The organism is Streptomyces asoensis, assembly GCF_016860545.1.
In the GTDB taxonomy this organism is placed as follows: domain Bacteria; phylum Actinomycetota; class Actinomycetes; order Streptomycetales; family Streptomycetaceae; genus Streptomyces; species Streptomyces asoensis.
In genome coordinates this window covers 391,776-416,179 of sequence record NZ_BNEB01000003.1, presented here as the reverse complement: position 1 = coordinate 416,179, position 24,404 = coordinate 391,776, and the positions used below count along the sequence as shown (strand labels likewise).

At 70.2% G+C, this 24,404-nt stretch carries 26 protein-coding genes, 1 tRNA gene, 1 pseudogene and 1 riboswitch; of the genes and pseudogenes, 17 read left to right on the top strand and 11 right to left on the bottom strand.

The window, feature by feature from the left end; all coding sequences use genetic code 11:
- Positions 1 to 15: 15 nt before the first annotated feature.
- Positions 16 to 804, top strand: a complete 789-nt coding sequence (locus Saso_RS14655) for an RDD family protein (RefSeq protein ID WP_189918316.1) — start codon at positions 16 to 18, stop codon at positions 802 to 804.
- Between the two features lie 76 nt (positions 805 to 880).
- On the opposite strand, the gene Saso_RS14650 is transcribed toward Saso_RS14655, so the two are convergent.
- Complete coding sequence (locus tag Saso_RS14650) at positions 881 to 1,249, bottom strand: hypothetical protein (RefSeq protein ID WP_189918314.1); 369 nt, start codon at positions 1,247 to 1,249, stop codon at positions 881 to 883.
- Between the two features lie 368 nt (positions 1,250 to 1,617).
- Between Saso_RS14650 and Saso_RS14645 the strand changes: the two genes are divergently transcribed.
- Both Saso_RS14645 and Saso_RS14640 read left to right on the top strand, forming a co-directional pair.
- Positions 1,618 to 3,966 carry an immune inhibitor A domain-containing protein gene (locus Saso_RS14645; RefSeq protein WP_189918312.1) on the top strand — a complete coding sequence of 783 codons (2,349 nt, stop codon included), beginning with the start codon at positions 1,618 to 1,620 and terminating at the stop codon, positions 3,964 to 3,966.
- A gap of 133 nt (positions 3,967 to 4,099) precedes the next feature.
- The gene (locus tag Saso_RS14640) at positions 4,100 to 4,453 is read left to right on the top strand and encodes a hypothetical protein (RefSeq protein WP_189918310.1); all 354 of its coding nucleotides are present in this window, start codon (positions 4,100 to 4,102) and stop codon (positions 4,451 to 4,453) included.
- Positions 4,454 to 4,547: 94 nt separating this feature from the next.
- On the opposite strand, the gene Saso_RS14635 is transcribed toward Saso_RS14640, so the two are convergent.
- The 4 genes from Saso_RS14635 to clpS form a co-directional block, all read right to left on the bottom strand.
- Entirely contained in the window at positions 4,548 to 4,976 is a 429-nt protein-coding gene (locus tag Saso_RS14635; RefSeq protein ID WP_189918308.1) for a M67 family metallopeptidase, read from the bottom strand.
- 196 nt (positions 4,977 to 5,172) lie between these two features.
- Positions 5,173 to 6,606, bottom strand: coding sequence for an amino acid permease (locus Saso_RS14630; RefSeq protein WP_189918306.1), 1,434 nt, complete (start codon positions 6,604 to 6,606; stop codon positions 5,173 to 5,175).
- A gap of 335 nt (positions 6,607 to 6,941) precedes the next feature.
- Positions 6,942 to 7,550 (bottom strand): DUF2017 domain-containing protein, encoded by a 609-nt coding sequence (locus Saso_RS14625; RefSeq protein ID WP_189918304.1) that lies wholly within the window; start codon positions 7,548 to 7,550, stop codon positions 6,942 to 6,944.
- Between the two features lie 11 nt (positions 7,551 to 7,561).
- On the bottom strand, positions 7,562 to 7,870 hold the full coding sequence (gene clpS, locus Saso_RS14620; RefSeq protein WP_020132202.1) for an ATP-dependent Clp protease adapter ClpS: 309 nt from the start codon (positions 7,868 to 7,870) through the stop codon (positions 7,562 to 7,564).
- 145 nt (positions 7,871 to 8,015) lie between these two features.
- Here clpS and Saso_RS14615 point away from each other — a divergent pair.
- The 6 genes and pseudogenes from Saso_RS14615 to Saso_RS14595 form a co-directional block, all read left to right on the top strand.
- Positions 8,016 to 9,359: pseudogene (locus Saso_RS14615) on the top strand (nicotinate phosphoribosyltransferase); the annotation flags it as partial.
- Positions 9,360 to 9,456: 97 nt separating this feature from the next.
- Positions 9,457 to 10,044: an isochorismatase family protein gene (locus Saso_RS14610; protein WP_189918299.1), complete on the top strand. Its 588-nt coding sequence runs from the start codon at positions 9,457 to 9,459 to the stop codon at positions 10,042 to 10,044.
- A 178-nt stretch (positions 10,045 to 10,222) separates the two neighbouring features.
- Positions 10,223 to 11,311 carry a LacI family DNA-binding transcriptional regulator gene (locus tag Saso_RS14605; protein WP_189918574.1) on the top strand — a complete coding sequence of 363 codons (1,089 nt, stop codon included), beginning with the start codon at positions 10,223 to 10,225 and terminating at the stop codon, positions 11,309 to 11,311.
- 116 nt (positions 11,312 to 11,427) lie between these two features.
- Complete coding sequence (locus Saso_RS39060) at positions 11,428 to 11,523, top strand: putative leader peptide (RefSeq protein WP_020132206.1); 96 nt, start codon at positions 11,428 to 11,430, stop codon at positions 11,521 to 11,523.
- Positions 11,524 to 11,650: 127 nt separating this feature from the next.
- Complete coding sequence (locus Saso_RS14600) at positions 11,651 to 11,929, top strand: MoaD/ThiS family protein (protein ID WP_189918298.1); 279 nt, start codon at positions 11,651 to 11,653, stop codon at positions 11,927 to 11,929.
- Between the two features lie 16 nt (positions 11,930 to 11,945).
- On the top strand, positions 11,946 to 12,896 hold the full coding sequence (locus Saso_RS14595) for a PLP-dependent cysteine synthase family protein (protein ID WP_189918297.1): 951 nt from the start codon (positions 11,946 to 11,948) through the stop codon (positions 12,894 to 12,896).
- Between the two features lie 40 nt (positions 12,897 to 12,936).
- On the opposite strand, the gene Saso_RS14590 is transcribed toward Saso_RS14595, so the two are convergent.
- Positions 12,937 to 13,419 (bottom strand): type II toxin-antitoxin system PemK/MazF family toxin, encoded by a 483-nt coding sequence (locus Saso_RS14590; RefSeq protein ID WP_189918296.1) that lies wholly within the window; start codon positions 13,417 to 13,419, stop codon positions 12,937 to 12,939.
- A gap of 276 nt (positions 13,420 to 13,695) precedes the next feature.
- On the opposite strand from Saso_RS14590, the gene Saso_RS14585 reads away from it, so the two are divergent.
- Positions 13,696 to 14,448, top strand: coding sequence for an MBL fold metallo-hydrolase (locus tag Saso_RS14585; RefSeq protein WP_189918295.1), 753 nt, complete (start codon positions 13,696 to 13,698; stop codon positions 14,446 to 14,448).
- A gap of 96 nt (positions 14,449 to 14,544) precedes the next feature.
- On the opposite strand, the gene Saso_RS14580 is transcribed toward Saso_RS14585, so the two are convergent.
- A complete protein-coding gene (locus Saso_RS14580) occupies positions 14,545 to 15,795 on the bottom strand; it encodes a PTS transporter subunit EIIC (RefSeq protein WP_189918294.1) in 1,251 nt (416 codons plus the stop codon).
- A 185-nt stretch (positions 15,796 to 15,980) separates the two neighbouring features.
- Positions 15,981 to 17,279 (bottom strand): PTS transporter subunit EIIC, encoded by a 1,299-nt coding sequence (locus tag Saso_RS14575; RefSeq protein ID WP_189918293.1) that lies wholly within the window; start codon positions 17,277 to 17,279, stop codon positions 15,981 to 15,983.
- Positions 17,280 to 17,388: 109 nt separating this feature from the next.
- On the opposite strand from Saso_RS14575, the gene Saso_RS14570 reads away from it, so the two are divergent.
- From Saso_RS14570 to rdgB, 4 genes are all read left to right on the top strand, one after another.
- Positions 17,389 to 17,697, top strand: coding sequence for a glucose PTS transporter subunit EIIB (locus tag Saso_RS14570; protein WP_189918292.1), 309 nt, complete (start codon positions 17,389 to 17,391; stop codon positions 17,695 to 17,697).
- A gap of 107 nt (positions 17,698 to 17,804) precedes the next feature.
- Positions 17,805 to 18,542, top strand: a complete 738-nt coding sequence (gene rph, locus Saso_RS14565; RefSeq protein WP_189918290.1) for a ribonuclease PH — start codon at positions 17,805 to 17,807, stop codon at positions 18,540 to 18,542.
- A gap of 110 nt (positions 18,543 to 18,652) precedes the next feature.
- Positions 18,653 to 19,069, top strand: coding sequence for a hypothetical protein (locus tag Saso_RS14560; RefSeq protein ID WP_189918289.1), 417 nt, complete (start codon positions 18,653 to 18,655; stop codon positions 19,067 to 19,069).
- A 37-nt stretch (positions 19,070 to 19,106) separates the two neighbouring features.
- On the top strand, positions 19,107 to 19,709 hold the full coding sequence (gene rdgB / locus Saso_RS14555) for an RdgB/HAM1 family non-canonical purine NTP pyrophosphatase (protein WP_189918288.1): 603 nt from the start codon (positions 19,107 to 19,109) through the stop codon (positions 19,707 to 19,709).
- A 45-nt stretch (positions 19,710 to 19,754) separates the two neighbouring features.
- Here rdgB and Saso_RS14550 read toward each other — a convergent pair.
- Together Saso_RS14550 and bcp are read right to left on the bottom strand one after the other, a co-directional pair.
- Positions 19,755 to 19,839, bottom strand: a tRNA-Leu gene (locus Saso_RS14550).
- A 131-nt stretch (positions 19,840 to 19,970) separates the two neighbouring features.
- On the bottom strand, positions 19,971 to 20,438 hold the full coding sequence (bcp, locus tag Saso_RS14545) for a thioredoxin-dependent thiol peroxidase (RefSeq protein ID WP_189918287.1): 468 nt from the start codon (positions 20,436 to 20,438) through the stop codon (positions 19,971 to 19,973).
- Positions 20,439 to 20,532: 94 nt separating this feature from the next.
- Here bcp and Saso_RS14540 point away from each other — a divergent pair, with 94 nt between their 5' ends.
- From Saso_RS14540 to sugE, 3 genes are all read left to right on the top strand, one after another.
- Complete coding sequence (locus Saso_RS14540; protein ID WP_189918286.1) at positions 20,533 to 20,862, top strand: DUF3618 domain-containing protein; 330 nt, start codon at positions 20,533 to 20,535, stop codon at positions 20,860 to 20,862.
- A gap of 120 nt (positions 20,863 to 20,982) precedes the next feature.
- Complete coding sequence (locus Saso_RS14535) at positions 20,983 to 21,285, top strand: GroES family chaperonin (RefSeq protein ID WP_234482940.1); 303 nt, start codon at positions 20,983 to 20,985, stop codon at positions 21,283 to 21,285.
- Positions 21,286 to 21,358: 73 nt separating this feature from the next.
- Positions 21,359 to 21,426, top strand: a riboswitch (guanidine-III (ykkC-III) riboswitch).
- Positions 21,427 to 21,463: 37 nt separating this feature from the next.
- Complete coding sequence (sugE, locus tag Saso_RS14530; RefSeq protein ID WP_189918284.1) at positions 21,464 to 21,784, top strand: quaternary ammonium compound efflux SMR transporter SugE; 321 nt, start codon at positions 21,464 to 21,466, stop codon at positions 21,782 to 21,784.
- Between the two features lie 6 nt (positions 21,785 to 21,790).
- On the opposite strand, the gene Saso_RS14525 is transcribed toward sugE, so the two are convergent.
- Positions 21,791 to 24,223, bottom strand: coding sequence for a transglycosylase domain-containing protein (locus tag Saso_RS14525; RefSeq protein WP_189918283.1), 2,433 nt, complete (start codon positions 24,221 to 24,223; stop codon positions 21,791 to 21,793).
- Between the last annotated feature and the right edge of the window lie 181 nt (positions 24,224 to 24,404).

Here is a 24,404-nt window from a genome sequence, read left to right as displayed (position 1 = left end):
CGGTCGACTCGGGGCATGACCAGCGAACCGCCCCCCGGTTCCGGCGGCGAGCCGCCGGAGGACGATCCGTTCAGGAAGCAGCCGCCGGGGCAGCAGCCCCCGCAGCCCCCGCCCGGTCCGGGAGAGGGTTCGCCGTACGACGCCCCGCGTGGGCCGTACAGCGGCGGCCCCGGCGCCGGCGGACCCGGTCAGCCGCCACCCGCCGGGGGCGGCCCCTACGGAGGCGGCCCCCAGGGCGGCGACCCGTACGGCGGCGGTCCCCAGGGCCCGTACGGCGGCGGTCCCCAAGGCCCCTACGGTGGCGGCCCGCAGGGCGGCGACCCCTACGGGGGATACCCCGCCGACCCGCTCGCCGGGATGCCCCCGCTCGCCGACAGCGGCAAGCGCACGCTGGCCCGGATCATCGACATGATCCTGGTCTTCATCGTGGTGTCGCTGATCTCGTGGGCCTTCGGCGTCGCCCAGTACACGGTGGACGCGGACCGGATCGAGTTCGGCAAGACCTTCGGCCGGGAACTGGTCGCCGCGATCCTGTACGTCGCCTACGACACGATCCTGATCGCGAAGACCGGTCAGACCCTGGGCAAGAAGTGGCTCGGCATGCGGGTGGCGAACCTCGACAACGGTTCCACGCCGTCCACGCAGACGTCCCTGGTGCGCGCCCTGGTGCTGTGGGTGCCGTTCGCGTTCTGCTGTGCCTGTCTGTGGACGGCGATCTGCGGCGGCTGGAGCTACTTCGACAAGCCGTACAAGCAGGGCCTGCACGACAAGGCGGCCAAGACGGTGGTGGTCGGCACGCGGTGAGCCGGAGCGACCGGCGCGCCGCACATGGTGAAGGGCCCGCGCCACCGGCGCGGGCCCTTCACCATGGACGCGTGTGTCAGGGGGCCGTGGTCTCCCTGACGGGCTCGGAGGCCGCGGCGACCGAGGCCGGGACCGGCGCGTGCACGCTCGCGCGCGCCGGGACGGACACGGGCTCGGGCCTGCCGATCCCCGAACGGGCCGTCGCCGTACGGGTCGTGGGACGGAGCGCGGAACGGGCACGGGTCGCCGGGCGCCCCATGGGGGCGCGTGACGCCTTGGGCACCGGTACCGTCATCGCGACGAGCACCCCGAGCGCGACCGCGGCGACGACGACGACCGCGATGCCGGGGCCCGAACTCGTCTGTGACAGCAGCAGCATGGCGAGCGTCGAGAAGATGACGGTGCAGGTACCGTACGTGAGCTGTGCGACAGTCGGACGAGGCATGGCAATCGGTGTCCTCGGAAGCGGGGGCGGTCTCGACTCTATTCGGCTGCATGCCCGAGCGGAACCAACGGTAAGCGTGACCTAACCCACGGTGCCGGTGCACAGGGGGCGCACGGAGTCATGACGTCCACCCAGTGGACCGTCCCGCGCGCCCGTCGGGGCGGCCGCCTCGTTACGGTTTCGTGTCCGCAATGCGAACACCTCCTCCCAATAATGCAGTTGACTTGTCCAAGTCAAGGTCTGTCTTTTCTCGTAAACCAGTAGTCAAATGGCGTCACTTGACTACACGCGTATAACAGCGCGCGGACCTTCCTTGACAGGGATCCCCCCTTTCCGCGCGTACGGGCGCGTGCGTGGGAGGACATCAAGTGACCAGTAGATCCTGGACGTTCAGGACCGCCTCGACGGTCGTCGCACTCGCGGCGGCCTCGGCGACGTTCTCGACGTTCGCCGTGGCACAGGCCGCCGACAACACCTCGGCGAAGGCCCCGGCGGTGGACCGGCGGGACCCGCAGCCGGCCAAGGCCAAGGAGCACGACTTCGACGGCCCGCTCAGCAAGACCCAGGAGGCGCAGCGCGAGGAGGCCCTCAAGCAGGTCATATCCGGCCAGGCCTCGGTCAAGGACCGGGACGGCTCGAAGGTCGTACAGCTGAAGAGCCGCAAGGGCGACAGCAAGTACGTCGAGCTCGGCCGGGAGAAGACCGACAAGATCTTCACGATCCTCGTCGAGTTCGGCGACCAGGTCGACAGCCGCTACGGCGGCACGGCCGGGCCGCTGCACAACCAGATAGCCGCGCCGGACCGGACCAAGGACAACTCCACGGCCTGGCAGGCGGACTACAACCAGAAGCACTTCCAGGAGCTGTACTTCGGCACCGGGAAGAACACCGAGTCGCTGAAGAAGTACTACGAGAAGCAGTCCTCGGGCCGCTACTCGGTCGACGGCGAGGTGACCGACTGGGTCAAGGTCCCCTACAACGAGGCCCGGTACGGCTCCAACAAGGCCTCCACCGGCGCCTGGTACGCGGTGCAGGACGGCGTCAGGGCCTGGGTCGCCCAGCGTGAGGCCGCCGGCGCCACCGCCGCCCAGATCAAGGCGGAGCTCGCCACGTTCGACCAGTGGGACCGCTACGACTACGACGGCGACGGCGACTTCAACGAGCCGGACGGCTACATCGACCACTTCCAGATCGTGCACGCCGGTGAGGACGAGTCCGCGGGCGGCGGCGCCCAGGGCGAGGACGCCATCTGGGCCCACCGCTGGTACGCCTTCGGCACCGACGCCGGCGCCACCGGCCCGGACACCAACAAGCTCGGCGGCACCCAGGTCGGCGACACCGGCATCTGGGTCGGCGACTACACCATCCAGCCGGAGAACGGCGGACTCGGCGTCTACGCGCACGAGTACGGCCACGACCTCGGTCTGCCGGACGAGTACGACACCTCCGGCGGCGGCGAGAACTCCACCGGTTTCTGGACCCTGATGTCCTCCGGTTCCTGGCTCGGCACCGGCAAGAACGCCATCGGCGACCTGCCCGGCGACATGAACGCCTGGGACAAGCTCCAGCTGGGCTGGCTCGACTACGACGTCGCCGCGGCGGGCCGCAAGTCCAGCCACACCCTCGGTGTCGCGGAGTACAACACCAAGGAAGCCCAGGCCCTCGTGGTCCAGCTGCCGGAGAAGAAGGTCACCACCGAGGTGGTCGCCCCGGCCGAGGGCGCCACGCAGTGGTGGAGCGGCAGCGGCGACGACCTGCGCAACACCCTGACCCGCGCGGTCGACCTGACCGGCAAGACGTCGGCCTCGCTGTCCCTGGACGGCTGGTGGGACATCGAGCAGGACTACGACTACCTGTACACCGAGGTCTCCACCGACGGCTCCAACTGGACGCCGATCGACGGCACGCTGGCCGACGGCACCGCCGTCCCGCGTGACGGCAGCGGCAAGCCCGCCCTCACCGGCACGGTCGACGCCTACCAGAAGCTGACGTTCCCGCTGAACGCCTACGCGGGCCAGAAGATCAGCATCCGCTTCCGGTACGCCACCGACGGGGGCGTGGCCCAGAAGGGCTTCGCGGCCGACGAGATCAAGGTGACGGCGGACGGCGCCACCCTGTTCTCCGACAACGCCGAGACGGCGGACGCCGCTTGGACCGCGACCGGCTTCTCGCGCATCGGCGCGTCCATCACGGACGACTACGCCCAGTACTACATCGCCGAGAACCGCCAGTACGTGTCGTACGACAAGACCCTCCAGGTCGGCCCGTACAACTTCGGCTTCTCGACCACGCGTCCGGACTGGGTGGAGCACTACCCGTACCAGAACGGTCTGCTGATCTGGAAGTGGGACACCTCCCAGGCGGACGACAACACCAGCCAGCACCCGGGTGAGGGCCTGATCCTCCCGATCGACTCGCACCCGACCCCGCTGAAGTGGGCCGACGGCACCGTGATGAACGCCCGTCTCCAGAGCTTCGACTCGCCCTTCAGCCTGTCCCGCACGGACGCGGTGACGCTGCACCGCGCCGACGTCGCGGTCAAGATCAAGTCGGCCGCGGGCGTGCCCGTCTTCGACGACCGCAAGTCGACGTACTACGACGCGACGACCCCGCTCGCGGGCGTCAAGGTCACTGACACCAACACCACGATCAAGATCGTCTACGAGGCCACCGATGGCTCGAAGATCAAGGTGAAGGTCGGTCCCTCGACCAAGTAGTCAGCATTTTCGCAGGTCAGACACACATCGGCGGCAACCCCCTGGCGGGTTGCCGCCGATCGTGTTTAGGTGCGTCCTGTGCACTTCTTATTGACACCGACCTCGATACCGACACACGCGGGGGTGTGACCGCATGGCCGCAGGAGGGTTCTGCAAGCTGCCCAACGGCAGAGTGGTGGTGGCGCTGAACCTGCCCAGCCCCGCCGCCCGCGAGGGCCTCACGGGGCCGTTCGCGGACGTCCGCGTGCTGGTCCACGCCCACAACCGCGCACGCGCCCTGACCCGGCTGCGCAACCTGGGCCTGCGCGCCGTCTACCTGCGCGGCAACGCGGCGCCCCCCACCCCGGACGAGATCACGGCGGTGCTGCACCACCCCGACGGCCTGATCTGGCGCACGGCGCCTGACAACGGTGTCCCGGCGGGCCCCGTCGCCGTACCGGAGCTGTGGCGTCCCATCAGGGCCCTCCTGCGGGGCGCGGCGGCCTGACCGCGGCGGCCCGGGCACGGCGGCCCGACCGGGGCCGCCGGACCACGGGAGCCCGGCCGCGGCGGCCCGGCGGCGGCGTCCCGGCCGCGGGGCGTCAGTACGCCTCGACCACCCGGACCTCGTCCTCGGTGACCTCGCCGTCCACGATGGTGAACGAGCGGAACTGGAACTCGCCGAGTCCGTCGGTGTCGGCGGTCGAGACCAGGACGTAGTGCGCGCCCGGCTCGTTCGCGTAGGAGATGTCCGTGCGGGACGGATACGCGTGCGTCGCGGTGTGGGAGTGGTAGACGACCACCGGCTCCTCGTCGCGGTCGTCCATCTCGCGGTAGAGCCTGAGCAGGTCGCCCGAGTCGAACTCGTAGAACGTGGGGGACATGGCCGCGTTCAGCATCGGGACGAAGCGCTCCGGCCGGTCCGTGCCCGCGGGGCCCGCGATCACGCCGCAGGCCTCGTCCGGGTGGTCCTTGCGCGCGTGGGCGACGATCTGGTCGTGCAGGGCCCGCGTGATGGTCAGTGTCCGCATGGTCGCCAGGATAAGCAACGGCCGGGACGCCGTGAGCGGCGCGTCGGGCGGGGCCCGGGGCGGACGACGGACGGGCCGTCCCCCACCGCGGGGCGGTGGGGGACGGCCCGTGTCGCGGACGTCCTGAGCGGCCGGCGCAGGGGGCGCCACGAGTGCTCCCTGCGGCCGGACGTCCCGGGGGTGGCCGTGCGGCCGGTCAGCCGACCTTCTCGAACTCCGGCTCGCGCCGCTCGGTGATCTGCGGGTTGCGGCCCTTGAGGACCGCCCAGCCGATGCCGAGCGCGGCCGCCCAGCCCGCCATCACGTACAGGCAGACCCGGGAGTCGGCGTCGTACGCGATCAGACCGGTGACGAACAGCAGGAAGGCGATGGCCACCCAGCTGAAGACCGAGCCGCCGGGAGCCGGGAAGGGCGAGGCGGGCAGCCGGCCCGCGACGACCGCGCGGCGGTAGAGGACGTGGCTGATCAGGATCATCAGCCAGGTCCAGATGCCGGCCGCGGTGGCCACCGAGGTGACGTAGCCGAAGGCCTTCTCGGGGACGACGTAGTTCAGGACCACGCCGATGCCCATGAACAGGACCGAGACCGTGATGCCCAGGGCGGGCGTCTTGGTCGAGGACAGCTTGCGGAAGGCCGCGGGGGCCTCGCCGCTGTCGGCCAGGTTGCGCAGCATGCGGCCGGTGGAGTACATGCCCGAGTTGCAGGAGGACAGGGCCGCCGTCAGCACCACGAAGTTCACGATGCCGGCGCCTGCCGGGATGCCGATCTTCGCGAACGCCTCGACGAACGGGGAGACGCCCGGTGCGAACTCGGTCCACTTCACCACGCACAGGATGACCGTGAGCGCGCCGACGTAGAACAGCGCGATACGCCACGGCAGGGTGTTGATCGCCTTGGGGAGGGTCTTCTCCGGATCCTGCGACTCGCCGGCCGTGACACCGACCAGCTCGACGGCGAGGTAGGCGAACATGACGCCCTGGAGGGTCATCAGGGACGAGCCGACTCCCTTGGGGAAGAAGCCGTCGAAGGCCCACAGGTTGGAGACCGCGGCCGTGTCGCCGGCGCTGCTGAAGCCGAAGGTCAGGACGCCGAGGCCGATGACGATCATGCCGATCAGCGCGGTGACCTTCACCATCGAGAACCAGAACTCCAGCTCGCCGAAGAGCTTCACGGAGATCAGGTTCACCCCGAAGAGGATCACCAGGAAGACCAGCGCGGTGACCCACTGGGGGACGGCCGGGAACCAGTAGTTGACGTAGATCGCGGCGGCCGTCAGCTCGGCCATCCCGGTGACGACCCACATCAGCCAGTACGTCCAGCCGGTGAAGTAGCCGAAGAACGGGCCGAGGAACTCGCGCGAGTACTCGGCGAAGGAGCCCGAGACCGGGCGGTAGAGCAGCAGCTCGCCCAGGGCGCGCATGATGAAGAAGATGATCCCGCCCGCGAGGGCGTACATCAGGATGAGACTGGGGCCGGCCTTGGCGATGTTCGCCCCGGCGCCCAGGAAGAGCCCGACGCCGATGGCGCCGCCGATCGCGATCATCTGGACCTGGCGGCTGCCGAGTCCGCGTTCGTAGCCCTCTTCGGGAGTGTCCGTGACAGCGGTGTCAGTGACCTTCTCGGAGGTCATGTGTGGTGCGCCTTTCTCCATGCCGAACCGGGCCTCTCGTCGGCCGCGGATCGGGTTTCGATCCCCCCGGATTGATGGAGCGATGCCTGGCCGGCGATCAACCGGCTCGGTGGCGCACCCGGCCGAACATGCGGGTGGTGTTCGCCGGGCGGTCGTGAAGATTTATCACGCCCGCAATATCGATCACCCGGGCGGGCTGTGGCGCACGACACAAGAAGAAGTGGATGAACGAGGCACAAAGAGGACACTCCCGGCCGTCGCGGTGATGCGATCGTTATCCGGATCTGAGCGTCCTCTGAGCGAACGGGAAACCGTACGAACTACGGCATTGCGGCCTACGGCAGGAGGGTGGTCACGAGGGTCTCCTGGAGCCCGCCGAGCCACAGGTAGGCCATCACCATCGGCTTGCGCGGGTCCGTGTCCGGCAGCCGGTAGAGGAGGTCCGTGTCGTCCTCGTCGGTGATCTCCAGGCGTGAGCCGATCGCCAGGCGCAGATCGTTCAGGGCGCGCAGCCACTGCTGGGACTCCTGCGGGGCCAGCTTCAGCACCGCCCCGCCCTCGCCGGCCGCCTCGGCGGCCAGGGCGTCCAGCGAGCGGACCACCGCGAGGGCGTTCTCGCGCTTGCCGGCCCGCAGGTCGTTCTCGGTGAAGCGGCGGAACTCGGCGGAGTGGGCCTTCTGCTCGTCCGCCTGCTGCGGCCCCGGGGTGCCCTCGGGGTCGGTGTAGGCGTCCGGGAAGAGGCGGCGCAGCACGGGATCGGCGGGCGGCTCGCTCGGTCCCTCGGCGAAGAGCTCGGCGAGCGGGTCGTCTGGCGCGTCCTCGGCGGGGCCGGGGCCGATGAGCTCCAGGAGCTGCACGGCGAGCGACCTGATGATCGAGATCTCGACGTCGTCGAGGGCGACGGCCGCGCCGCCGCCGGGGAGCGGTTCGAAGTGTCCGGGCATGGGAGGGGAGACTACTTCCGGTCCTGCTGGAGGGTGGCCCACAGGCCGTATCCATGCATCGCCTGCACGTCGCGCTCCATCTCCTCGCGGCTGCCGCTGGAGACGACCGCCCGGCCCTTGTGGTGGACGTCCATCATGAGCTTCGTGGCCTTGTCCTTGGAGTACCCGAAGTACGACTGGAAGACGTACGTCACGTAGCTCATGAGGTTGACCGGGTCGTTGTGGACGATCGTGACCCAGGGGACGTCCGGCTCGGGTACGGCGAAGACCTCCTCCGCCGACTCGGTGCGTTCGATCTCAAGGGGAGCGGGTGACGTCACACAGCCATGCTGCCACGCGGGGCGGATATCGTCACACCGACGAAAAGGCGGTACTATCGCTTCCGTGCTGCAAATCCCGGGGGAGGTGCCCCCGGGCCCCGGCCATGCCCGGGGCGGCCGCGGAGTCACGGACTGGGTGAGGCAAGTGGACGTAGCGGACCTTGGACTGCCGGTGGATGTCCCCTCGACGGCGCTCTTCACGGACCAGTACGAACTGACGATGCTCCAGGCGGCCCTGAAGGCGGGCACGGCCGAGCGGCGCAGCGTGTTCGAGGTCTTCACCCGGCGGCTGCCGGACGGACGGCGCTACGGCGTCGTCGCCGGCACCGGACGGGTCCTGGACGCCATCGAGAACTTCCGCTTCGACGCGGCCGTCCTCGCCTTCCTGCGGGAACGGGGCATCGTCGACGAGGTGACGCTGGACTGGCTCGACCAATACCGCTTCTCGGGTGACGTGTGGGGCTACCCGGAGGGCGAGGTCTACTTCCCCGGCTCACCGATCATGCGGGTGGAGGGCTCCTTCGCCGAGTGCGTGCTCCTCGAGACCGTGATCCTCTCCATCCTCAACCACGACTCCGCGATCGCCGCCGCGGCCTCCCGGATGTCCTCCGCCGCGGGCGGCCGCCCCCTCATCGAGATGGGCGCCCGCCGCACCCACGAACTGGCCGCCGTCGCCGCCTCCCGCGCCGCCTACGTCGGCGGCTTCGCCACCACCTCCGACCTGGCCGCCGGCTTCCGCTACGGCATCCCCACCGTGGGCACCAGCGCACACGCCTTCACCCTGCTCCACGACACCGAGCGGGGGGCGTTCCGGGCCCAGGTCGACTCGCTCGGCCGCGGCACCACGCTCCTCGTGGACACCTACGACGTCACCGAGGCCGTCCGGACCGCCGTCGAGGTCGCGGGACCCGAGCTCGGCGCGGTCCGCATCGACTCCGGCGACCTGCTCCTCGTCGCCCACCGGGTCCGCCGGCAGCTCGACGAGCTCGGCGCCACCGGCACCCGCATCATCGTCACCTCCGATCTCGACGAGTACGCCATCGCCTCCCTGGCCGCCGCCCCCGTCGACGCCTACGGCGTCGGCACCCAGCTGGTCACCGGCTCCGGCCACCCGACCGCCTCGATGGTCTACAAGCTCGTCGCCCGCGCCGAGTCGTCCGACCCGCAGGCGCCGCTGGTGGCGGTGGCCAAGAAGTCCACCGGAGGCAAGACCTCCGTCGGCGGACGCAAGTGGGCGGCCCGCAGGCCCGACGCGCAGGGGGTCGCCGAGGCCGAGGTCGTCGGCACCGGCCCGGTCCCCGCCGCCCTGGCCGACCACCAGCTGCTCGTCCAGCTCGTCAAGGGCGGCGAGGTCGTCGCCCGCGAGCCCCTGGACGTCGTCCGCGACCGGCACGCGGCGGCCCGCGCCCGGCTGCCCCTCTCCGCGACCCAGCTCTCCCGCGGCGAACCCGTCATCCCCACGGAGTATGTACACGCCCCGTCGGGTAGCCAGGAGGTGCCCGGCGCCGCCGGGCGCCGACCCCTCCCGCGGGGGCCGCAAAGTCTCTAGGCTCAATTACTTCACCCTCAGTCGAAGGACACCGACCATGCGCCGCGCCTTGATCGTCGTAGACGTGCAGAACGACTTCTGCGAAGGGGGCAGCCTCGCGGTGGCCGGTGGCGCCGACGTGGCCGCCGCCATCACCGAACTGATCGGACAGGCGCCCGCCGGATACCGGCACGTGGTGGCCACCCGCGACCACCACATCGCGCCCGGCGGCCACTTCGCCGACAACCCCGACTACGTCCACTCCTGGCCCGCGCACTGTGTCGCGGGCACGGAGGGCGTCGGCTTCCACCCCAACTTCGCGCCCGCCGTCGCCTCGGGCGCCATCGACGCCGTCTTCGACAAGGGCGCCTACTCCGCCGCGTACAGCGGCTTCGAGGGCGCCGACGAGAACGGCGCCGCACTCGGCGACTGGCTGCGCGACCGGAAGATCGACGAGGTGGACGTCGTCGGCATCGCCACCGACCACTGCGTACGGGCCACCGCCCTGGACGCGGTCCGGGCCGGTTTCCGCACCCAGGTCCTGCTCGACCTCACCGCAGGCGTCGCCAAGGAGAGCACCGACCGGGCCCTGGAGGAACTGCGCGCGGCCGGGGTGGAACTGACCGGGAAACCGGTCGTCGTCTAGACGCCCCGCCACCCGCCCGGCCCCGGGCCGGACCGGCCCCGGACCGTCTCCGGCCCCGCATCGGCACCGGTGCCGGCCGCGCACGGTCTCCGCACGGTCTCCGGCACCGGATCCGGCGGGGCCACCGTCCGCCGGTTACCGTTTCCGCAAGGTGCACGCACAACTCGCCCCCACGGAGATGGTGTTGACGCAACGCTCGCACGCACGGCGGCCCACGCTCGAGGACGTCGCCCGGCAGTCGGGGGTCTCCAAGTCGACCGTGTCCCGGGTGATCAACGGCGAGGACCGGGTCCGGGCGGAGGTCGTGAGCCGGGTCCGCCACGCGATCTCCGAGCTGGGGTACGTCCCCAACCAGGCCGCCAGGCAACTCGTCACCCACCGCACCGGCGCCGTCGCCGTGGTCGCCGCCCAGCCCGAGAACCGGCTCTTCCTCGACCCGTTCTTCGACCTCCTCCTGCGCGGCGTCCGCCGCGAACTCGCGCTCCACGCAGCCCAGGCCGTCCTGCTCTTCGTGGAGGAGGACGACGACTACCCGCGGGTGGCCGACTACCTCGGCGGCGGCCACGTCGACGGCGCGATCCTGTTCTCCCTGCGCCCCGGCGACCGGCTGGCCGAGATCGTCGACCGGCTCGGCGTCCCCGCCGTGTTCGGCGGCCGCCCGCTGCCCGGCGACCGCGCCGGCGAGCACCCGGGCCAGGCCCGGGTCGACGGCGACAACCGCGGCGGGGCCCGGCTGGCCGTGCGGCACCTGGTCTCCCTCGGACGGCGGCGGATCGCCACCGTCGCCGGACCCTACGACCAGGAGAACTCCGCCGCCGACCGGCTGGCCGGGTACCGGGACGTGCTGCCCGACGACGCCTCGCCGCACCTCGTCGAACGGGCCGACTACACCCGGCAGGGCGGCGCCGACGCCATGGCCGCGCTGCTCGACCGCAGCCCCGGACTCGACGCCGTCTTCGTCGCCTCCGACCTCATGGCCTCCGGCGCCCTCCAGACCCTGCGCGAGCGCGGCCGCCGGGTCCCCGAGGACGTCGCCGTCGTCGGCTTCGACGACCTCACCTCCATCGCCGAGACCACCGACCCGCCCCTGACCACCGTCCACCAGGACGCCGAGGAGATGGGCCGCCTCATGGTCCGGCTCCTGCTCGACCCCGCCACCGGCCGCACCGGCCCGGCCGACGGGAGCCCGCGGCGCTCTCCGGACGGGCCGCCCGGCGCGCCCTCCGTGATCGTCCCGACCCGGCTGGTGCGCCGCGCGTCGGCCTGAGCGCCCGCCGCGTCCGAGTCGCCCCACTCGCGCGCCGTCTCACTCACCGGCCGGGATCCGTCCGCGATGTGGGATCACATTCCAGGAGGCGGACCGGGAATCGATACGATGAGCCCATGGTTCTGAACGACGTGAGCGAGAAGACGCCGGGCGCACTGCTCGTGGCGCGGCTGCACGTCGACCTGTGCAGGCTCGCCAGCGCCATCTGTTGACGCCGTACCCCCGCCGTACGGCCGTGCGCCGACAGGGGGTACCCGCCCGCGCGAGCACGGCCGAGCGCGGGGAGCCTCGCCCGCACCACCCCGCGCCGCCCACACCTTCCGACAGGAGCCCTGAGCCATGGCCATCGAGGTCCGCATCCCCACCATCCTCCGCCAGTACACCGACGGTCAGAAGGCGGTGGAGGGCAACGGTGAGACCCTCGCCGACCTGTTCAACGACCTCGAGACCCGGCACGCGGGAATCCACGCCCGCATCGTGGACGACGGAAAGCTGCGCCGCTTCGTCAACGTGTACCTCAACGACGAGGACGTCCGCTTCGTCGACGGCATCGGCACCAAGCTGTCCGACGGCGACACCGTGACCATCCTGCCGGCCGTGGCCGGCGGCATGGCCTGATCGGCCACCGGACCCCATGCGTTACGACTCCCCGCTGGCCGCGGTGGGCAACACCCCTCTGGTGCGCCTGCCGCGGCTCTCGCCGTCCGACGACGTCCGCATCTGGGCGAAGCTCGAGGACCGCAACCCCACCGGTTCGGTCAAGGACCGCCCCGCCCTGCACATGGTCGAGCAGGCCGAGAAGGACGGCCGCCTCAGCCCCGGCTGCACCATCCTGGAGCCCACGAGCGGCAACACCGGCATCTCCCTCGCCATGGCGGCCAGGCTCAAGGGCTACCGCATGGTCTGCGTGATGCCCGAGAACACCTCGCAGGAGCGCCGGGAACTGCTCGCGATGTGGGGCGCCGAGATCATCCCCTCCCCGGCCGCGGGCGGCTCCAACACCGCCGTGCGCGTCGCCAAGGAGCTCGCCGCCGAGCACCCCGACTGGGTGATGCTCTACCAGTACGGCAACCCCGACAACGCCGGCGCCCACTACGCCACCACCGGCCCCGAGATCCTCGCCGACCTCCCGTCCGTCACGCACTTCGTCGCGGGCCTCGGCACCACGGGCACCCTGATGGGAGTCGGCCGGTTCCTGCGCGAGAACAAGCCCGACGTGAAGATCGTCGCCGCCGAACCGCGCTACGACGACCTGGTCTACGGCCTGCGCAACCTCGACGAGGGGTTCGTGCCCGAGCTGTACGACGCCTCCGTCCTCACCACCCGCTTCTCGGTCGGCTCCGCGGACGCCGTGACCCGCACCCGGGAGCTCCTCCAGCAGGAGGGCATCTTCGCGGGCGTCTCCACCGGCGCCGCCCTGCACGCCGCGATCGGCGTGGGCAAGAAGGCGCTGAAGGCGGGCGAGAGCGCCGACATCGTGTTCGTCGTCGCGGACGGCGGCTGGAAGTACCTCTCGACGGGCGTCTACACCGCGGCCACCACCGAGGAAGCGATCGAGACCCTCCAGGGTCAGCTCTGGGCGTGACGCCCCGCCCGCCCGGAGGGCGCCACCACCGGGAGCGGGCTCAGCCGGCCAGGTGACGGACCTGGTCCCACAGGACCGGGTCCACCACACCCACCCGGCGCCGGAAGTCCGCCACCGGCACCTGGCGCAGCTCGTCCGTCTCCAGGAAACTCGGCCGCCCCCGCGCGTCCCCGACGGTGCCCGGCGGCAGCGGGATCACCCCGGCCCGCTCGTCGTGGTACTTGCTGGTGATCTTCGCGACGGTCACCCGGTCACCGCGCACCGTCAGCACCAGACACGGGCGGTCCTTCACCTCCGGCGAGTCCTCGAACGGCACGTTCGCCCACCAGATCTCCGCGGGCCGGGGATGCCCGGCCCGGCCCCGCTTCCCGGCCGGCCGGCCCGGCGGACGGCCCGTGGCGCGCCCCGGCGGCCGGGTCCCGCGCGCCTTCGGCCGCCGCCCCCGCCCCCAGCCGTCCACGAGCGTCGCGACCAGCGCGAGCAGTATCACCGCCGCGAGCGCGAGCCACCAGGACGTGTCCATACGACGACGTTACCGGCGCGCGAGCGCCGTCGCGCGCCCTCTCGCGCACTTCATGTGCCCCGGGTCCAGCCGAACCGGTGACACCACAGGTGAGTTCCCCCACAACGGCCCCTGGCGGAGGAGCGACCCGGGGTTTCGCGCCTTACGCTCGACGCACCGCACGACCCACGTCGCCCCCCATATCGACGATCATTTCCGACGAACATTCGCCCCACGATCCGTACCCCGGACCCACCCGGTACTTCTCGGTTTCCCGCCAGCGGAGGTTTCTGCTTTATGAAGCTCACCGTCGTCGGCTGCTCAGGGTCGTTCCCGTCCGCGGAATCGGCCTGCTCGAGCTACCTCGTCGAGGCCGACGGCTTCCGGCTGCTTCTCGACATGGGCAACGGCGCCCTGGGCGAGTTGCAGCGCCACTGCGGTCTCTACGACCTCGACGCGATCTTCCTGAGCCATCTGCACGCCGACCACTGCATCGACATGTGCGCCTACTTCGTCGCGCGCTACTACCGCCACGACGGCGGCCGCTGCGACCCCATCCCGGTCTACGGCCCGGAGGGCACGGAGCACCGCCTGACCACGGCGTACGCCGACACCCCGTCGGCCTCCTCCATGAGCGAGGTCTTCGACTTCCACACGGTCAAGCCGTCCACCTTCGACATCGGTCCCTTCACCGTGCACACCGAACGCGTGGCGCACCCGGTGGAGGCGTACGGCATCCGCGTCGAACACGGCGGCAGCTCGCTGACCTACTCCGGCGACACCGGCGTCAGCCCCGCACTGGAGCAACTCGCCCGTGACACCGACCTGTTCCTGTGCGAGGCCGCCTTCACGCACGGCAAGGAGAACATCCCCGACCTGCACCTCAACGGCCGCGAGGCGGGTGCGGCGGCGGGCAGGGCGGGTGCGCGCAGGCTCGTGCTGACCCACATCCCGCCGTGGACCGACCCCCAGGTCAACCTGGCGGACGCCCGCGCGGTGTTCGACGGTCCGGTGGAGCTGGCCGCGCCGCGCAAGACGTACGAGATCTAGGCCCACCCCCACGCACAGGCCACGCGAAAGGCCCCCGGAGCGGTTCAGGGCTCCGGGGGCCTTCGCGTGCCGTGCGACGGCGGGCGGGGTGTGCGCCTACGCCTTGGTGAGGTCCTCGACCTCCTCCTCGGGCTCACGGCCCGGGGTGGGCAGGTTGAACTTCGTGATCGCGAAGCGGAAGACGAAGTAGTAGATCGCGCCGAAGACCAGACCGATCGGGATGATCAGCCACGGCTTGGTGGCGAGGTTCCAGTTCAGCGCGTAGTCGATGAAGCCCGCGGAGAAGGTGAAGCCCGCGTGGACGCCGAGCGCCCAGGTGATCGCCATCGACAGGGCCGTCAGCACCGCGTGGATCGCGTAGAGCAGCGGGGCGATGAACATGAACGAGAACTCGATGGGCTCGGTCACACCCGTGACGAAGGAGGTCAGCGCGAGCGAGATCATCATGCCCAGGACGGCCTTGCGGCGCTCGGGGCGGGCGGTGTGCGCGATGGCCAGGGCGGCGGCCGGCAGACCGAACATCATGATGGGGAAGAAGCCGGACATGAACTGACCGGCGGTCGGGTCACCGGCGAAGAAGCGGGTGAGGTCGCCGTGCACGACGGCGCCGGTGGCGTCCTTGAAGTCGCCGATCTGGAACCAGGCGACGGAGTTCACGAACTGGTGCATGCCGACCGGGATCAGCGCGCGGTTGATCAGACCGAACAGACCGGCGCCGAACGCGCCCAGACCCGTCATCCACTCGCCGAAGTCGGAGATGACCTCACCGATCGGCTCCCAGACCAGACCGAAGAAGACACCGATGAGCGTGCCGACGAACGCCATGATGATCGGCACCAGGCGGCGGCCGTTGAAGAAGCCGAGCCAGTCCACCAGCCTCGTGCGGTGGAACCGCTGCCAGACCACCGCGCTCAGCAGACCCATGACGATGCCGCCGAGGACACCGGGGTTGTTGTAGGTCGCGGCTATGTCCGCACCCGCCTGGACCTTGGCCTCGGTGACCGGGAACGCCTTCAGGACGTTGCTGTAGACCAGGAAGCCGACCAGCGCGGCCAGCGCGGTGGAGCCGTCGGCCTTCTTCGCGAAGCCGATCGCCACACCGATACAGAACAGCATCGGGAGGTTGTCGAAGATGGCACCGCCGGCCGTGGCGAAGACCGCCGTGACCTTGTCGGGCAGATGCAGCTTGTCCTGGACGTCCGACTGTCCGAGGCGCAGCAGCAGGCCCGCCGCCGGCAGCACGGCGATCGGGAGCTGAAGGCTGCGGCCGACCTTTTGCAGACCCTGCAACAGGCCGGATCCCCATCTCTTCTGGGGAGCCGCCGTGGGCGCGGTGGCGGTGCTCATAGACTTCCTCCATCGGGTGGTGGTCTACACCACTCAGTGGTGTAGACCATGTTGTAGCACGATGAAGGTGGCATAAGGAACCCACGATTCTCGTAATCGTGGTATTACGCTCGGCTACCCCCCGAGGGCCCTCCGCCCGACCCCCTCGCCACGCCCTGGGACCTGCCCGCGAACAGGCCCCCCGACTACGCCTTGGTGACGTCCTCCCGCTCCTCCTCCGGCTCCCGCCCGGGCGTCTTCAGATCGAACCGCGTGATCGCGAAACGGAAGATCACGTAATAGAGGACGGCGAAAGCCAGCCCGATCGGGATCATCGCCCACGGCCGCGTCGCCAGGTTCCAGTTGATGACGTAGTCGATCAGCCCCGCCGAGAAACTGAAGCCGTCGTGCACCCCCAGCCCCCACGTCACCGCCATCGACACCCCCGTCAGCACCGCGTGCACCACGTACAGCAGCGGCGCCACGAACAGGAACGAGTACTCGATCGGCTCGGTGATCCCCGTCACGAACGACGTCAGCGCCACCGACAGCATCAGACCGCCCACCTCCTTGCGGCGGGACGGCCTCGCGCAGTGCGTCATCGCCAGCGCCGCCGCCGGCAGCGCGAACATCATGATCGGGAAGAACCCCGACGTGAACTGACCCGCGTCCGGGTCACCCGCCAGGAACATGTTGATGTCACCGTGCACCACCGTGCCGTCCGGCTTCGTGAAACTCCCGAACTGGAACCAGATGGGCACGTTCAGGAACTGGTGCAGACCGATCACCAGCAACGCCCGGTTCGCCAGGCCGAAGATGCCCGCACCCCATGCGTCCAGCCCGTCCAGCCAGTCGCTGAAGTTCTCCAGCGCGTCACCGATCGGCGGCCACACCCACAGGCACAGCGCGGCGAACCCGATCGCCACGAACGCCATGATGATCGGCACCAGCCGCCGCCCGTTGAAGAACCCCAGCCAGTCCACCAGCTTCGTCCGGTGGTACCGCTGCCAGAAGAAAGCCGCCAGCAACCCCATCACGATCCCGCCGAACACCCCCGGATTCTGATAGGTGAACGCCCCCACCGTGCTGTCCGTCGCCTGACACCCGATCCCCGGGACCACCTTCGAACCCGGCGCACAGTCCTCCGGGAACTGCCGCAGCACGTTGTAGTAGACGAGGAAGCCCGCCACCGCCGCCAGCGCCGTCGAACCGTCCGCCTTCTTCGCCATGCCGATGGCCACACCGATGCAGAACAACAGCGGCAGCCCCAGCGAGCTGTCCAGCAGCGCGGCCCCCGCGCCCGCCATCACCTTCGCCACGTCCGTCCAGCCCAGCCCGTCGTCCCCGAACACATCGGGCTGGCCCAGCCGGTTGAGGATGCCCGCCGCCGGCAGCACCGCGATCGGCAGCTGAAGACTGCGCCCCATCTTCTGGAGCCCCTGGAACGCGCTGTGCCAGTGCCGGCGCGCGGCGCTGACCTGGGTCGGGGCGCTCTCGGCACTCATCGTTTGGCGACCGCCTGTCAGGTGGTGTAGACCAGCTACGGACGATTGGGTTGCTACGACGTCTCCTCGACGTCATCCTTCGGCACACCCGCCACAATCGCTCGCGAAGATGGGCCAACTGTGGGTTACTGCGACCGACGCGCGTCACCGCGCGGGGCGCACCAGGCAATTCAGGGAGACGGAAATGGCCACCAAGGCTGAGAAGATCGTCGCCGGACTCGGCGGCCTCGACAACATCGAAGAGATCGAAGGCTGCATCACCCGGCTGCGCACCGAGGTCAACGACCCCTCGCTCGTCGACGAAGCCGCCCTGAAGGCCGCCGGTGCCCACGGCGTCGTCAAGATGGGCACCGCCATCCAGGTCGTCATCGGCACCGACGCCGACCCCATCGCCGCGGAGATCGAGGACATGATGTGAGCCTCGGTGCCCACCTCTGAGGGCCCCCACCCGGGCACTCACTCCTGAGGGGCTCCTCCCCACCCGTGGGAGGAGCCCCTCGCGCCGCTACGGCTAGGCTCAGCGCCATGTCTCGAATCGACGGCCGCACCCCCGAACAACTCCGCCCGGTCACCATCGAACGCGGCTGGAGCAAGCACGCCGAGGGCTCCGTCCTCGTCTCCTTCGGCGACACGAAGGTCTTCTGCACCGCCTCCGTCACCGAGGGCGTCCCGCGCTGGCGCAAGGGCAGCGGCGAAGGCTGGGTCACCGCCGAGTACTCCATGCTGCCCCGCGCCACCAACACCCGCGGCGACCGCGAATCCGTCCGCGGCAAGATCGGCGGCCGCACCCACGAGATCTCCCGCCTCATCGGTCGCTCCCTGCGCGCCGTCATCGACTACAAGGCGCTCGGCGAGAACACCATCGTCCTCGACTGCGACGTCCTCCAGGCCGACGGCGGCACCCGCACCGCCGCCATCACCGGCGCCTACGTCGCCCTCGCGGACGCGATCACCTGGGCCCAGGGCAGGAAGCTCGTCAAGGCCGGCCGCCGGCCGCTCACCGGCACCGTGTCCGCCGTCTCGGTCGGCATCGTCGACGGAGTCCCGCTCCTCGACCTCCGCTACGAGGAGGACGTCCGCGCCGAGACCGACATGAACGTCGTCTGCACCGGCGACGGCCGCTTCGTCGAGGTCCAAGGCACCGCCGAGGCCGAGCCGTTCGCCCGCGACGAACTCAACTCCCTGCTGGACCTGGCCGTTTCCGGCTGCACGGAACTCGCTGTCCTCCAGCGCAAGGCACTTGATACCGTCCTCGAAAAGTAAAGGGGACACCAAGAAGGGTGGCGGGCGCGGGCAACCGGCCCGCCCGCCCGTGCGTCTTGGTGAGTACGCCGACGGGGGCCCCTGGGCCTGACAAGGGGAGGAACACACTGATGTCCACGGCCGAGAGCCGACGCCCGCACCGGCGTCGCCGTACCCTCATAGCCGCCGCCACCGCGGCCGTCGCCCTCACCGTGGGGCTGACGGCGACCGGGTGCGACGCGGTCAACAAGGCCCTGGACTGCGTCCAGACCGCCGACTCCATCGCCGACAGCGTCACCGACCTCCAGCAGGCCGTGGAGAACGCCGCGAACGACCCCACACAGACGCAGGAATCGCTGACCTCCATCGAGAACAACCTCGACAACATCGGCGACAAGACGGACAACGCCGACGTCAACAAGGCGGTCGACGACCTCCGCACCGCCGTCGGGAACGTCCGCACCGCCGTCGAGAACGGCGACAACACCCCCGACCTCAGCCCCGTCACCGACGCGGCGGGCGAACTGACGAAGGTCTGCACCCCGTAGCGCCGGACCGGCCCGGGCGGCCGGGATACTGGGTGCCATGACCCGCCTGATCCTCGCCACCCGCAACGCCGGAAAGATCACCGAACTCAGGGCGATCCTCGCCGACGCAGGCCTGCCCCACGACCTCGTCGGCGCGGACGCCTACCCCGACATCCCGGACGTCAAGGAGACCGGCGTCACCTTCGCGGAGAACGCGCTCCTCAAGGCGCACGCCCTCGCCCGGGCCACCGGACACCCGGCCGTCGCCGACGACTCCGGCCTCTGCGTCGACGTCCTCAACGGCGCCCCCGGCATCTTCTCCGCCCGCTGGTCCGGCAAGCACGGCGACGACCGGGCCAACCTGGACCTGCTCCTCGCACAGCTCTCCGACATCGCCGCGGAACACCGCGGCGCCCACTTCGCCTGCGCCGCCGCCCTGGCCCTCCCCGACGGTACGGAGCGCGTGGTCGAGGGCCGCCTGACCGGCACCCTGCGGCACACCCCGTCCGGCACGAACGGCTTCGGCTACGACCCGATCCTCCAGCCCGACGGCGAAACCCGCACCTGCGCGGAACTGACGGCCCCGGAAAAGAACGCCATCAGCCACCGAGGCAAGGCCTTCAGAGAACTGATCCCGGTGGTGCGGGAACTGCTGGGCTGAGGCAGGGGACAAGGGCCGCGCTTGCGGGCGGCCCTTGTCCTCGCGTGCGGCCGGTGGGACTCGAACCCACACGGGTGTTAACCCACTGGGACCTAAACCCAGCATGACTGCCAAATTCCATCACGGCCGCTCAAAAACGGTCATCGCGCTCGACCGGCGGCACTCAGTGTACGGGCCTGCCGGGTCGCCCGGCGAGTGTGCGCGGAATGTGGGGCGGCCCGGGTCGGGGGTCCGACTCGGGCCGTGGGGGAGGGGGAGGGGTCAGATGCCCAGGTCTTTGATGATCTTGGCTACGTGGCCTGTCGCCCGGACGTTGTACAGGGCTCGTTCGACCTTGCCCTGCTCGTCGACCACGATCGTGGAGCGGATGACGCCCATGTACGTCTTGCCGTAGTTCTTCTTCTCGCCGTACGCGGCGTAGGCCTCGGTGACGGTCTTCTCGGGGTCCGCCAGGAGGGTGACCTTCAGGGACTCTTTGTCGCGGAACCTGCCCAGTTTCTCGGGGCTGTCCGGGGAGATGCCGATGACGTCGTATCCGGCGCCGGCCAGGAGTTCCAGGTTGTCGGTGAAGTCGCAGGCCTGCTTCGTGCAGCCGGGGGTAAGCGCGGCCGGGTAGAAGTAGACGATGACCTTGCGGCCCTTGTGGTCCGACAGGGAGACCTGGTTGCCGTCGGCGTCGGGGAGGGTGAAGGCGGGGGCCACGTCCCCGGGCTGGAGTCGCTCGCTCATCGGTCCAGCGTAACCGGGGGTCCTGACAGTGCGGCGGCGGGCAGAGCTGACAGACTGTCCGGAACAAGACACAGCTGACTTCGGAGGCCTTACCGTGGCGGAGACGTCGGACACCAGAACCCCGGCGCAGATCGAGGCGGACATCAGGGCCCGTCGCGAGGTGCTGGCGGAGACGCTGGACGAGATCGGGGTGCGGGTGCACCCGAAGACCATCGTCGGGGACGCCAAGGCCAAGGTCGTGGCCAACGTCGATCACACGCTCGGGAGGGCCTACGTGCAGGTCAACCGTGCGGTGGGTGAGGTGCGGTCGCGGTTCGTGGACGAGGACGGCGCGCCCCGGCTGGAGCGGGTGGTGCCGGTGGCGCTGGTCGTCGTCGGTGTCGTGGGGCTGCTCGCGTTCGGCGGGCGCCGCCGCAGGCGCTGACCGCCCGGGGCCGCGGCCGGGCCCCACTCGCGTACGGATCCGCTCCGGGCAGGTAGGTTCATCGGTGTGAGCGCCAAGAGAGACGACCTCAGTACCCCGCACGACAAGCTGCCCATCCGGATGCTGCACGACCGTGTGCTCGTGCGGCAGGAGACCGGTGAGGGCGAGCGGCGTTCGGGTGGCGGCATCCTGATCCCCGCCACCGCGGCCGTCGGCCGCCGGCTGGCCTGGGCGGCGGTCGTCGCGGTGGGGCAGAACGTGCGGACGGTGGAGCCGGGGGACCGGGTGCTGTACGACCCCGAGGACCGTGCGGAGGTCGAGGTGCGGGGTGTCGCGTACGTGCTGATGCGCGAGCGCGACCTGCACGCGGTGGCGGCCGACCGGTTCGAGGGGTCGGAGGACTCGACGGGCCTGTACCTGTAACGGGCGGGCCGTGGTGCCCGACGAGGCGTGCAAAAGGGGCTGGTGACCATGGTCACCAGCCCCTTTTGCCGTCTCTTTGCTACGTTGGGGGGAAGCCCGACGAGACGCGCCGTACCGGGACGCAGGAAAAGACGACGCACCGCTGTGTCAGTGCGTTCGCGTCCCGGAGGTGTCCCCCATGGCCTGGGTTCTGCTCGTCGTCGCCGGTCTGCTCGAGGTCGGCTGGTCGGTCGGGATGAAGTACACGGACGGTTTCACCCGGCTCGTCCCCAGTCTGTTCACCGGCGCCGGCATCGTCGCCAGCATGCTGCTGCTGTCGTACGCCGCCCGTTCCCTGCCGATCGGTACCGCCTACGGCGTGTGGGTGGGGATCGGGGCGGCCGGTGCGGCGGTGGTCGGCATGGTCTTGCTGGGTGAGCCGGCGACCGCCGCCCGGATCTTCTTCGTGTGTCTGCTGCTGGTCGCCGTGGTGGGGCTCAAGGCGACCAGCGGTCACTGAGGCCGCTCAGTCCCAGCCGGTGGCCGTGAGCTGGGGGCCGACCGTGCCGGACGTGTTGCCGGTGTCGCCGCTCGCCCCGTCGGTGGTGCCGGTCGAGGTGCCGCCGTCGGTGGTGCCCGAGCTGGTGCCCGAGGTCGTCCCGTTGGTGGCGGTCCCGCCGTCGGTGGTGCCGGCCGAGGTGTTGCCGGTGGCCGCGCCCCCGTTGGTGGTGCCGGAGGAGGTGTTGCCGGTGGTGGCGCCGCCGGTCGTGCCGCCGCCGCCGGTCTGCCCCTGGGTCTGGCCCTGGGTGCGTCCCTTGGTGGCGTCGCCGCTCGGGGTGCTGCCGTCGGTCTCGTCGTCGCTCGGTTCGTCCGAGGAGGGCGGGGCCGAGGGGTAGGCGCTCTGCTCGCCGCCGTCCTGGATCTGGAGGTTGAAGTCCGAGGCGGTGGTGCCCTTCAGGGCGTTCCTGGTGAACTGGGCCCAGATCTCGGTGGGAGCGCCGCCGCCGTTGATGCGGGGCAGGCCGAGCGCGCCCTTGAGGGACTTGTGGGCGGCGGTCTGGGGGTCCTGGCCCATGACGGCGACCACGGTGGCCAGGTCGGGGGTGTAGCCGGCGAACCAGGCGGCGGTGTCCTCCTCGGCGGTGCCGGTCTTGCCGGCGGCGGGCCGGTCGGCGGCGAGGGCGGCGGTGGCGGTGCCGTTCTGGACGACGCTGCGCAGGATCGAGGTGGTGGTGTCGGCGGCTTCGCGGCTGACGACCTGCGAGGGCTTGCGCTCGGGCAGCTCCATCACGGCGGAGCCGTCCTTGGTGACCTTGTCGATCATGGTGTACACGCCGTGCTTGCCGTGGTTGGCGAGGGTGGCGTAGGCCTCGGCCATGTCGAGGACGCTGGCGTTGGCGGTGCCGAGGGCGATGGAGGGGTAGGGCTGGAGGTCGGGGGTGTCGGTGGGCAGGCCGAGGTCGATGGCGGTCTGCTTGACCTTGGCGGGGCCGACGTCGACGGCCATCTGCGCGTACACCGAGTTGACGGACTTGTCGGTGGCGGTACGCACGTCGATGTTGCCGTAGTTGACGTAGTCCTCGTTCTCGGGGGCGTAGGTGCCGCCGGTCCAGCCCTGGATGGGGCGCTTGTTGGTGCCGTCGTAGATCGTGTTGGGGGTGATCTGGCGGCCGTCCTGGGTCTCGGAGTCGTTCTCGACGGCCGAGGTGAAGACGAAGGGCTTGAAGGTGGAGCCGACCTGGAAGTCCTGGCGGGTGGCGTTGTTGGTGTACTGCTTGACGTAGTCGATGCCGCCGTACATGGCGAGGATCTTGCCGGTCTTGGGGTCGACGGCGGCGCCGCCCGCGCGTACGTAGGTGTCGACCTTGCGGTTCTTCTTGTCGAGCTTCTTCAGCAGCTTGTCGTTGACGGCGTCGACGAAGGCGTTCTGCTTGCCGCGGTCGATGGTGGTGGTGATCCGGTAGCCGCCGGCGTCGAGTTCGGCCTGCGTGACGATCTTGTTGTCGAGCAGGTAGTCCTTGATCGCGTTGACGAGGTAGCCGCGCTGTCCGGACATGCCGGTGTCGGCGCCGGAGGTCTCCTTGACCGCGGGGAACTTCATGCCGGTGCGCTTGGCCTCGCTGAGCCAGCCCTTGGTGACCATGCCGTCGAGGACGTAGTTCCAGCGGGCCTCTGCGGCCTTGCGGTTCTCGGGGTGGGCGATGATGTCGAACTCGCTGGGCGCGTTGACCAGGGCGGCGAGGTAGGCGCCCTGGGCGGGGGTGAGCTTGCCGGCCTCGATGCCGAAGTAGGCCTTGGCGGCGGCCTGCATGCCGTAGGCGTTGCGGCCGAAGTAGCTGGTGTTGAGGTAGCCCTCGAGGATGTCGTCCTTGGAGGTCTCGCGGTCCAGCTTGATGGAGATGAAGAACTCCTTCACCTTGCGGGTGACGGTCTGTTCCTGCGCGAGGTAGTAGTTCTTCACGTACTGCTGGGTGATCGTGGAGCCGGACTGCTTGCCCTTGCCGGTCGCGGTGTTCCAGCCGGCCCGCAGCATCGCCTTGGGGTCGATGGCGGACTCGGTGTAGAAGTCGCGGTCCTCGGCGGCGAGGACGGCGTGCTGGGCGTCCTTGGAGATCTGGGCGAGGTCGACGGTCTCGCGGTTGACCTTGCCGTCGCGGGCGATCTCGGTGCCGTCGGCGTAGAGGTAGACGTTGGACTGCTTGGTGGCGAGCGCGTTGGCCGGCGGGATCTTGACCATCGAGTAGCCGAGGGCGAACAGGCCGCCGAGGACCAGGACGCCGAGGACGAGGGTGCCGAGCACCATCCGCCAGGTGGGCAGGAGCCGGCGCAGGCCGGTGCGCTTGGGTCGCTTCACCTTCTTGCTCTCCTTGCCTTCGCTGCCACTTCCTCCGTCACCCGCGCGGGGTGGTCCGGGTGCCGTGCCTTCGGTCGGCTGGTGCGGCTGCGGCTCGTCACTCATGTGTTGCAGGACTCCCATTTCGCGTCGTACGTTCCCGTACGCCTTCAACGCCTCTTGTGCCTCTTACGTCTGTTACGCCTCGTACGCGTTCTGCGCCCCCTGCTAGAGACTCTCGCACCGACTGTTCCGTTCCCGGCAATCGGCGCGCGTTCCATCACACCTCGCCCGGCCGTGCCGCGGT

Coding starts and splice junctions, on each gene's coding strand:
- Saso_RS14655 (WP_189918316.1), top strand. CDS start 16: ATGACCAGCGAACCGCCCCCCGGTTCCGGCGGCGAGCCGCCGGAGGAC.
- Saso_RS14650 (WP_189918314.1), bottom strand. CDS start 1,249: ATGCCTCGTCCGACTGTCGCACAGCTCACGTACGGTACCTGCACCGTC.
- Saso_RS14640 (WP_189918310.1), top strand. CDS start 4,100: ATGGCCGCAGGAGGGTTCTGCAAGCTGCCCAACGGCAGAGTGGTGGTG.
- Saso_RS14635 (WP_189918308.1), bottom strand. CDS start 4,976: ATGCGGACACTGACCATCACGCGGGCCCTGCACGACCAGATCGTCGCC.
- Saso_RS14630 (WP_189918306.1), bottom strand. CDS start 6,606: ATGACCTCCGAGAAGGTCACTGACACCGCTGTCACGGACACTCCCGAA.
- Saso_RS14625 (WP_189918304.1), bottom strand. CDS start 7,550: ATGCCCGGACACTTCGAACCGCTCCCCGGCGGCGGCGCGGCCGTCGCC.
- Saso_RS14610 (WP_189918299.1), top strand. CDS start 9,457: ATGCGCCGCGCCTTGATCGTCGTAGACGTGCAGAACGACTTCTGCGAA.
- Saso_RS14605 (WP_189918574.1), top strand. CDS start 10,223: ATGGTGTTGACGCAACGCTCGCACGCACGGCGGCCCACGCTCGAGGAC.
- Saso_RS39060 (WP_020132206.1), top strand. CDS start 11,428: ATGGTTCTGAACGACGTGAGCGAGAAGACGCCGGGCGCACTGCTCGTG.
- Saso_RS14600 (WP_189918298.1), top strand. CDS start 11,651: ATGGCCATCGAGGTCCGCATCCCCACCATCCTCCGCCAGTACACCGAC.
- Saso_RS14595 (WP_189918297.1), top strand. CDS start 11,946: ATGCGTTACGACTCCCCGCTGGCCGCGGTGGGCAACACCCCTCTGGTG.
- Saso_RS14590 (WP_189918296.1), bottom strand. CDS start 13,419: ATGGACACGTCCTGGTGGCTCGCGCTCGCGGCGGTGATACTGCTCGCG.
- Saso_RS14585 (WP_189918295.1), top strand. CDS start 13,696: ATGAAGCTCACCGTCGTCGGCTGCTCAGGGTCGTTCCCGTCCGCGGAA.
- Saso_RS14580 (WP_189918294.1), bottom strand. CDS start 15,795: ATGAGCACCGCCACCGCGCCCACGGCGGCTCCCCAGAAGAGATGGGGA.
- Saso_RS14575 (WP_189918293.1), bottom strand. CDS start 17,279: ATGAGTGCCGAGAGCGCCCCGACCCAGGTCAGCGCCGCGCGCCGGCAC.
- Saso_RS14570 (WP_189918292.1), top strand. CDS start 17,389: ATGGGCCAACTGTGGGTTACTGCGACCGACGCGCGTCACCGCGCGGGG.
- rph (WP_189918290.1), top strand. CDS start 17,805: ATGTCTCGAATCGACGGCCGCACCCCCGAACAACTCCGCCCGGTCACC.
- Saso_RS14560 (WP_189918289.1), top strand. CDS start 18,653: ATGTCCACGGCCGAGAGCCGACGCCCGCACCGGCGTCGCCGTACCCTC.
- rdgB (WP_189918288.1), top strand. CDS start 19,107: ATGACCCGCCTGATCCTCGCCACCCGCAACGCCGGAAAGATCACCGAA.
- bcp (WP_189918287.1), bottom strand. CDS start 20,438: ATGAGCGAGCGACTCCAGCCCGGGGACGTGGCCCCCGCCTTCACCCTC.
- Saso_RS14535 (WP_234482940.1), top strand. CDS start 20,983: ATGCTGCACGACCGTGTGCTCGTGCGGCAGGAGACCGGTGAGGGCGAG.
- sugE (WP_189918284.1), top strand. CDS start 21,464: ATGGCCTGGGTTCTGCTCGTCGTCGCCGGTCTGCTCGAGGTCGGCTGG.
- Saso_RS14525 (WP_189918283.1), bottom strand. CDS start 24,223: ATGAGTGACGAGCCGCAGCCGCACCAGCCGACCGAAGGCACGGCACCC.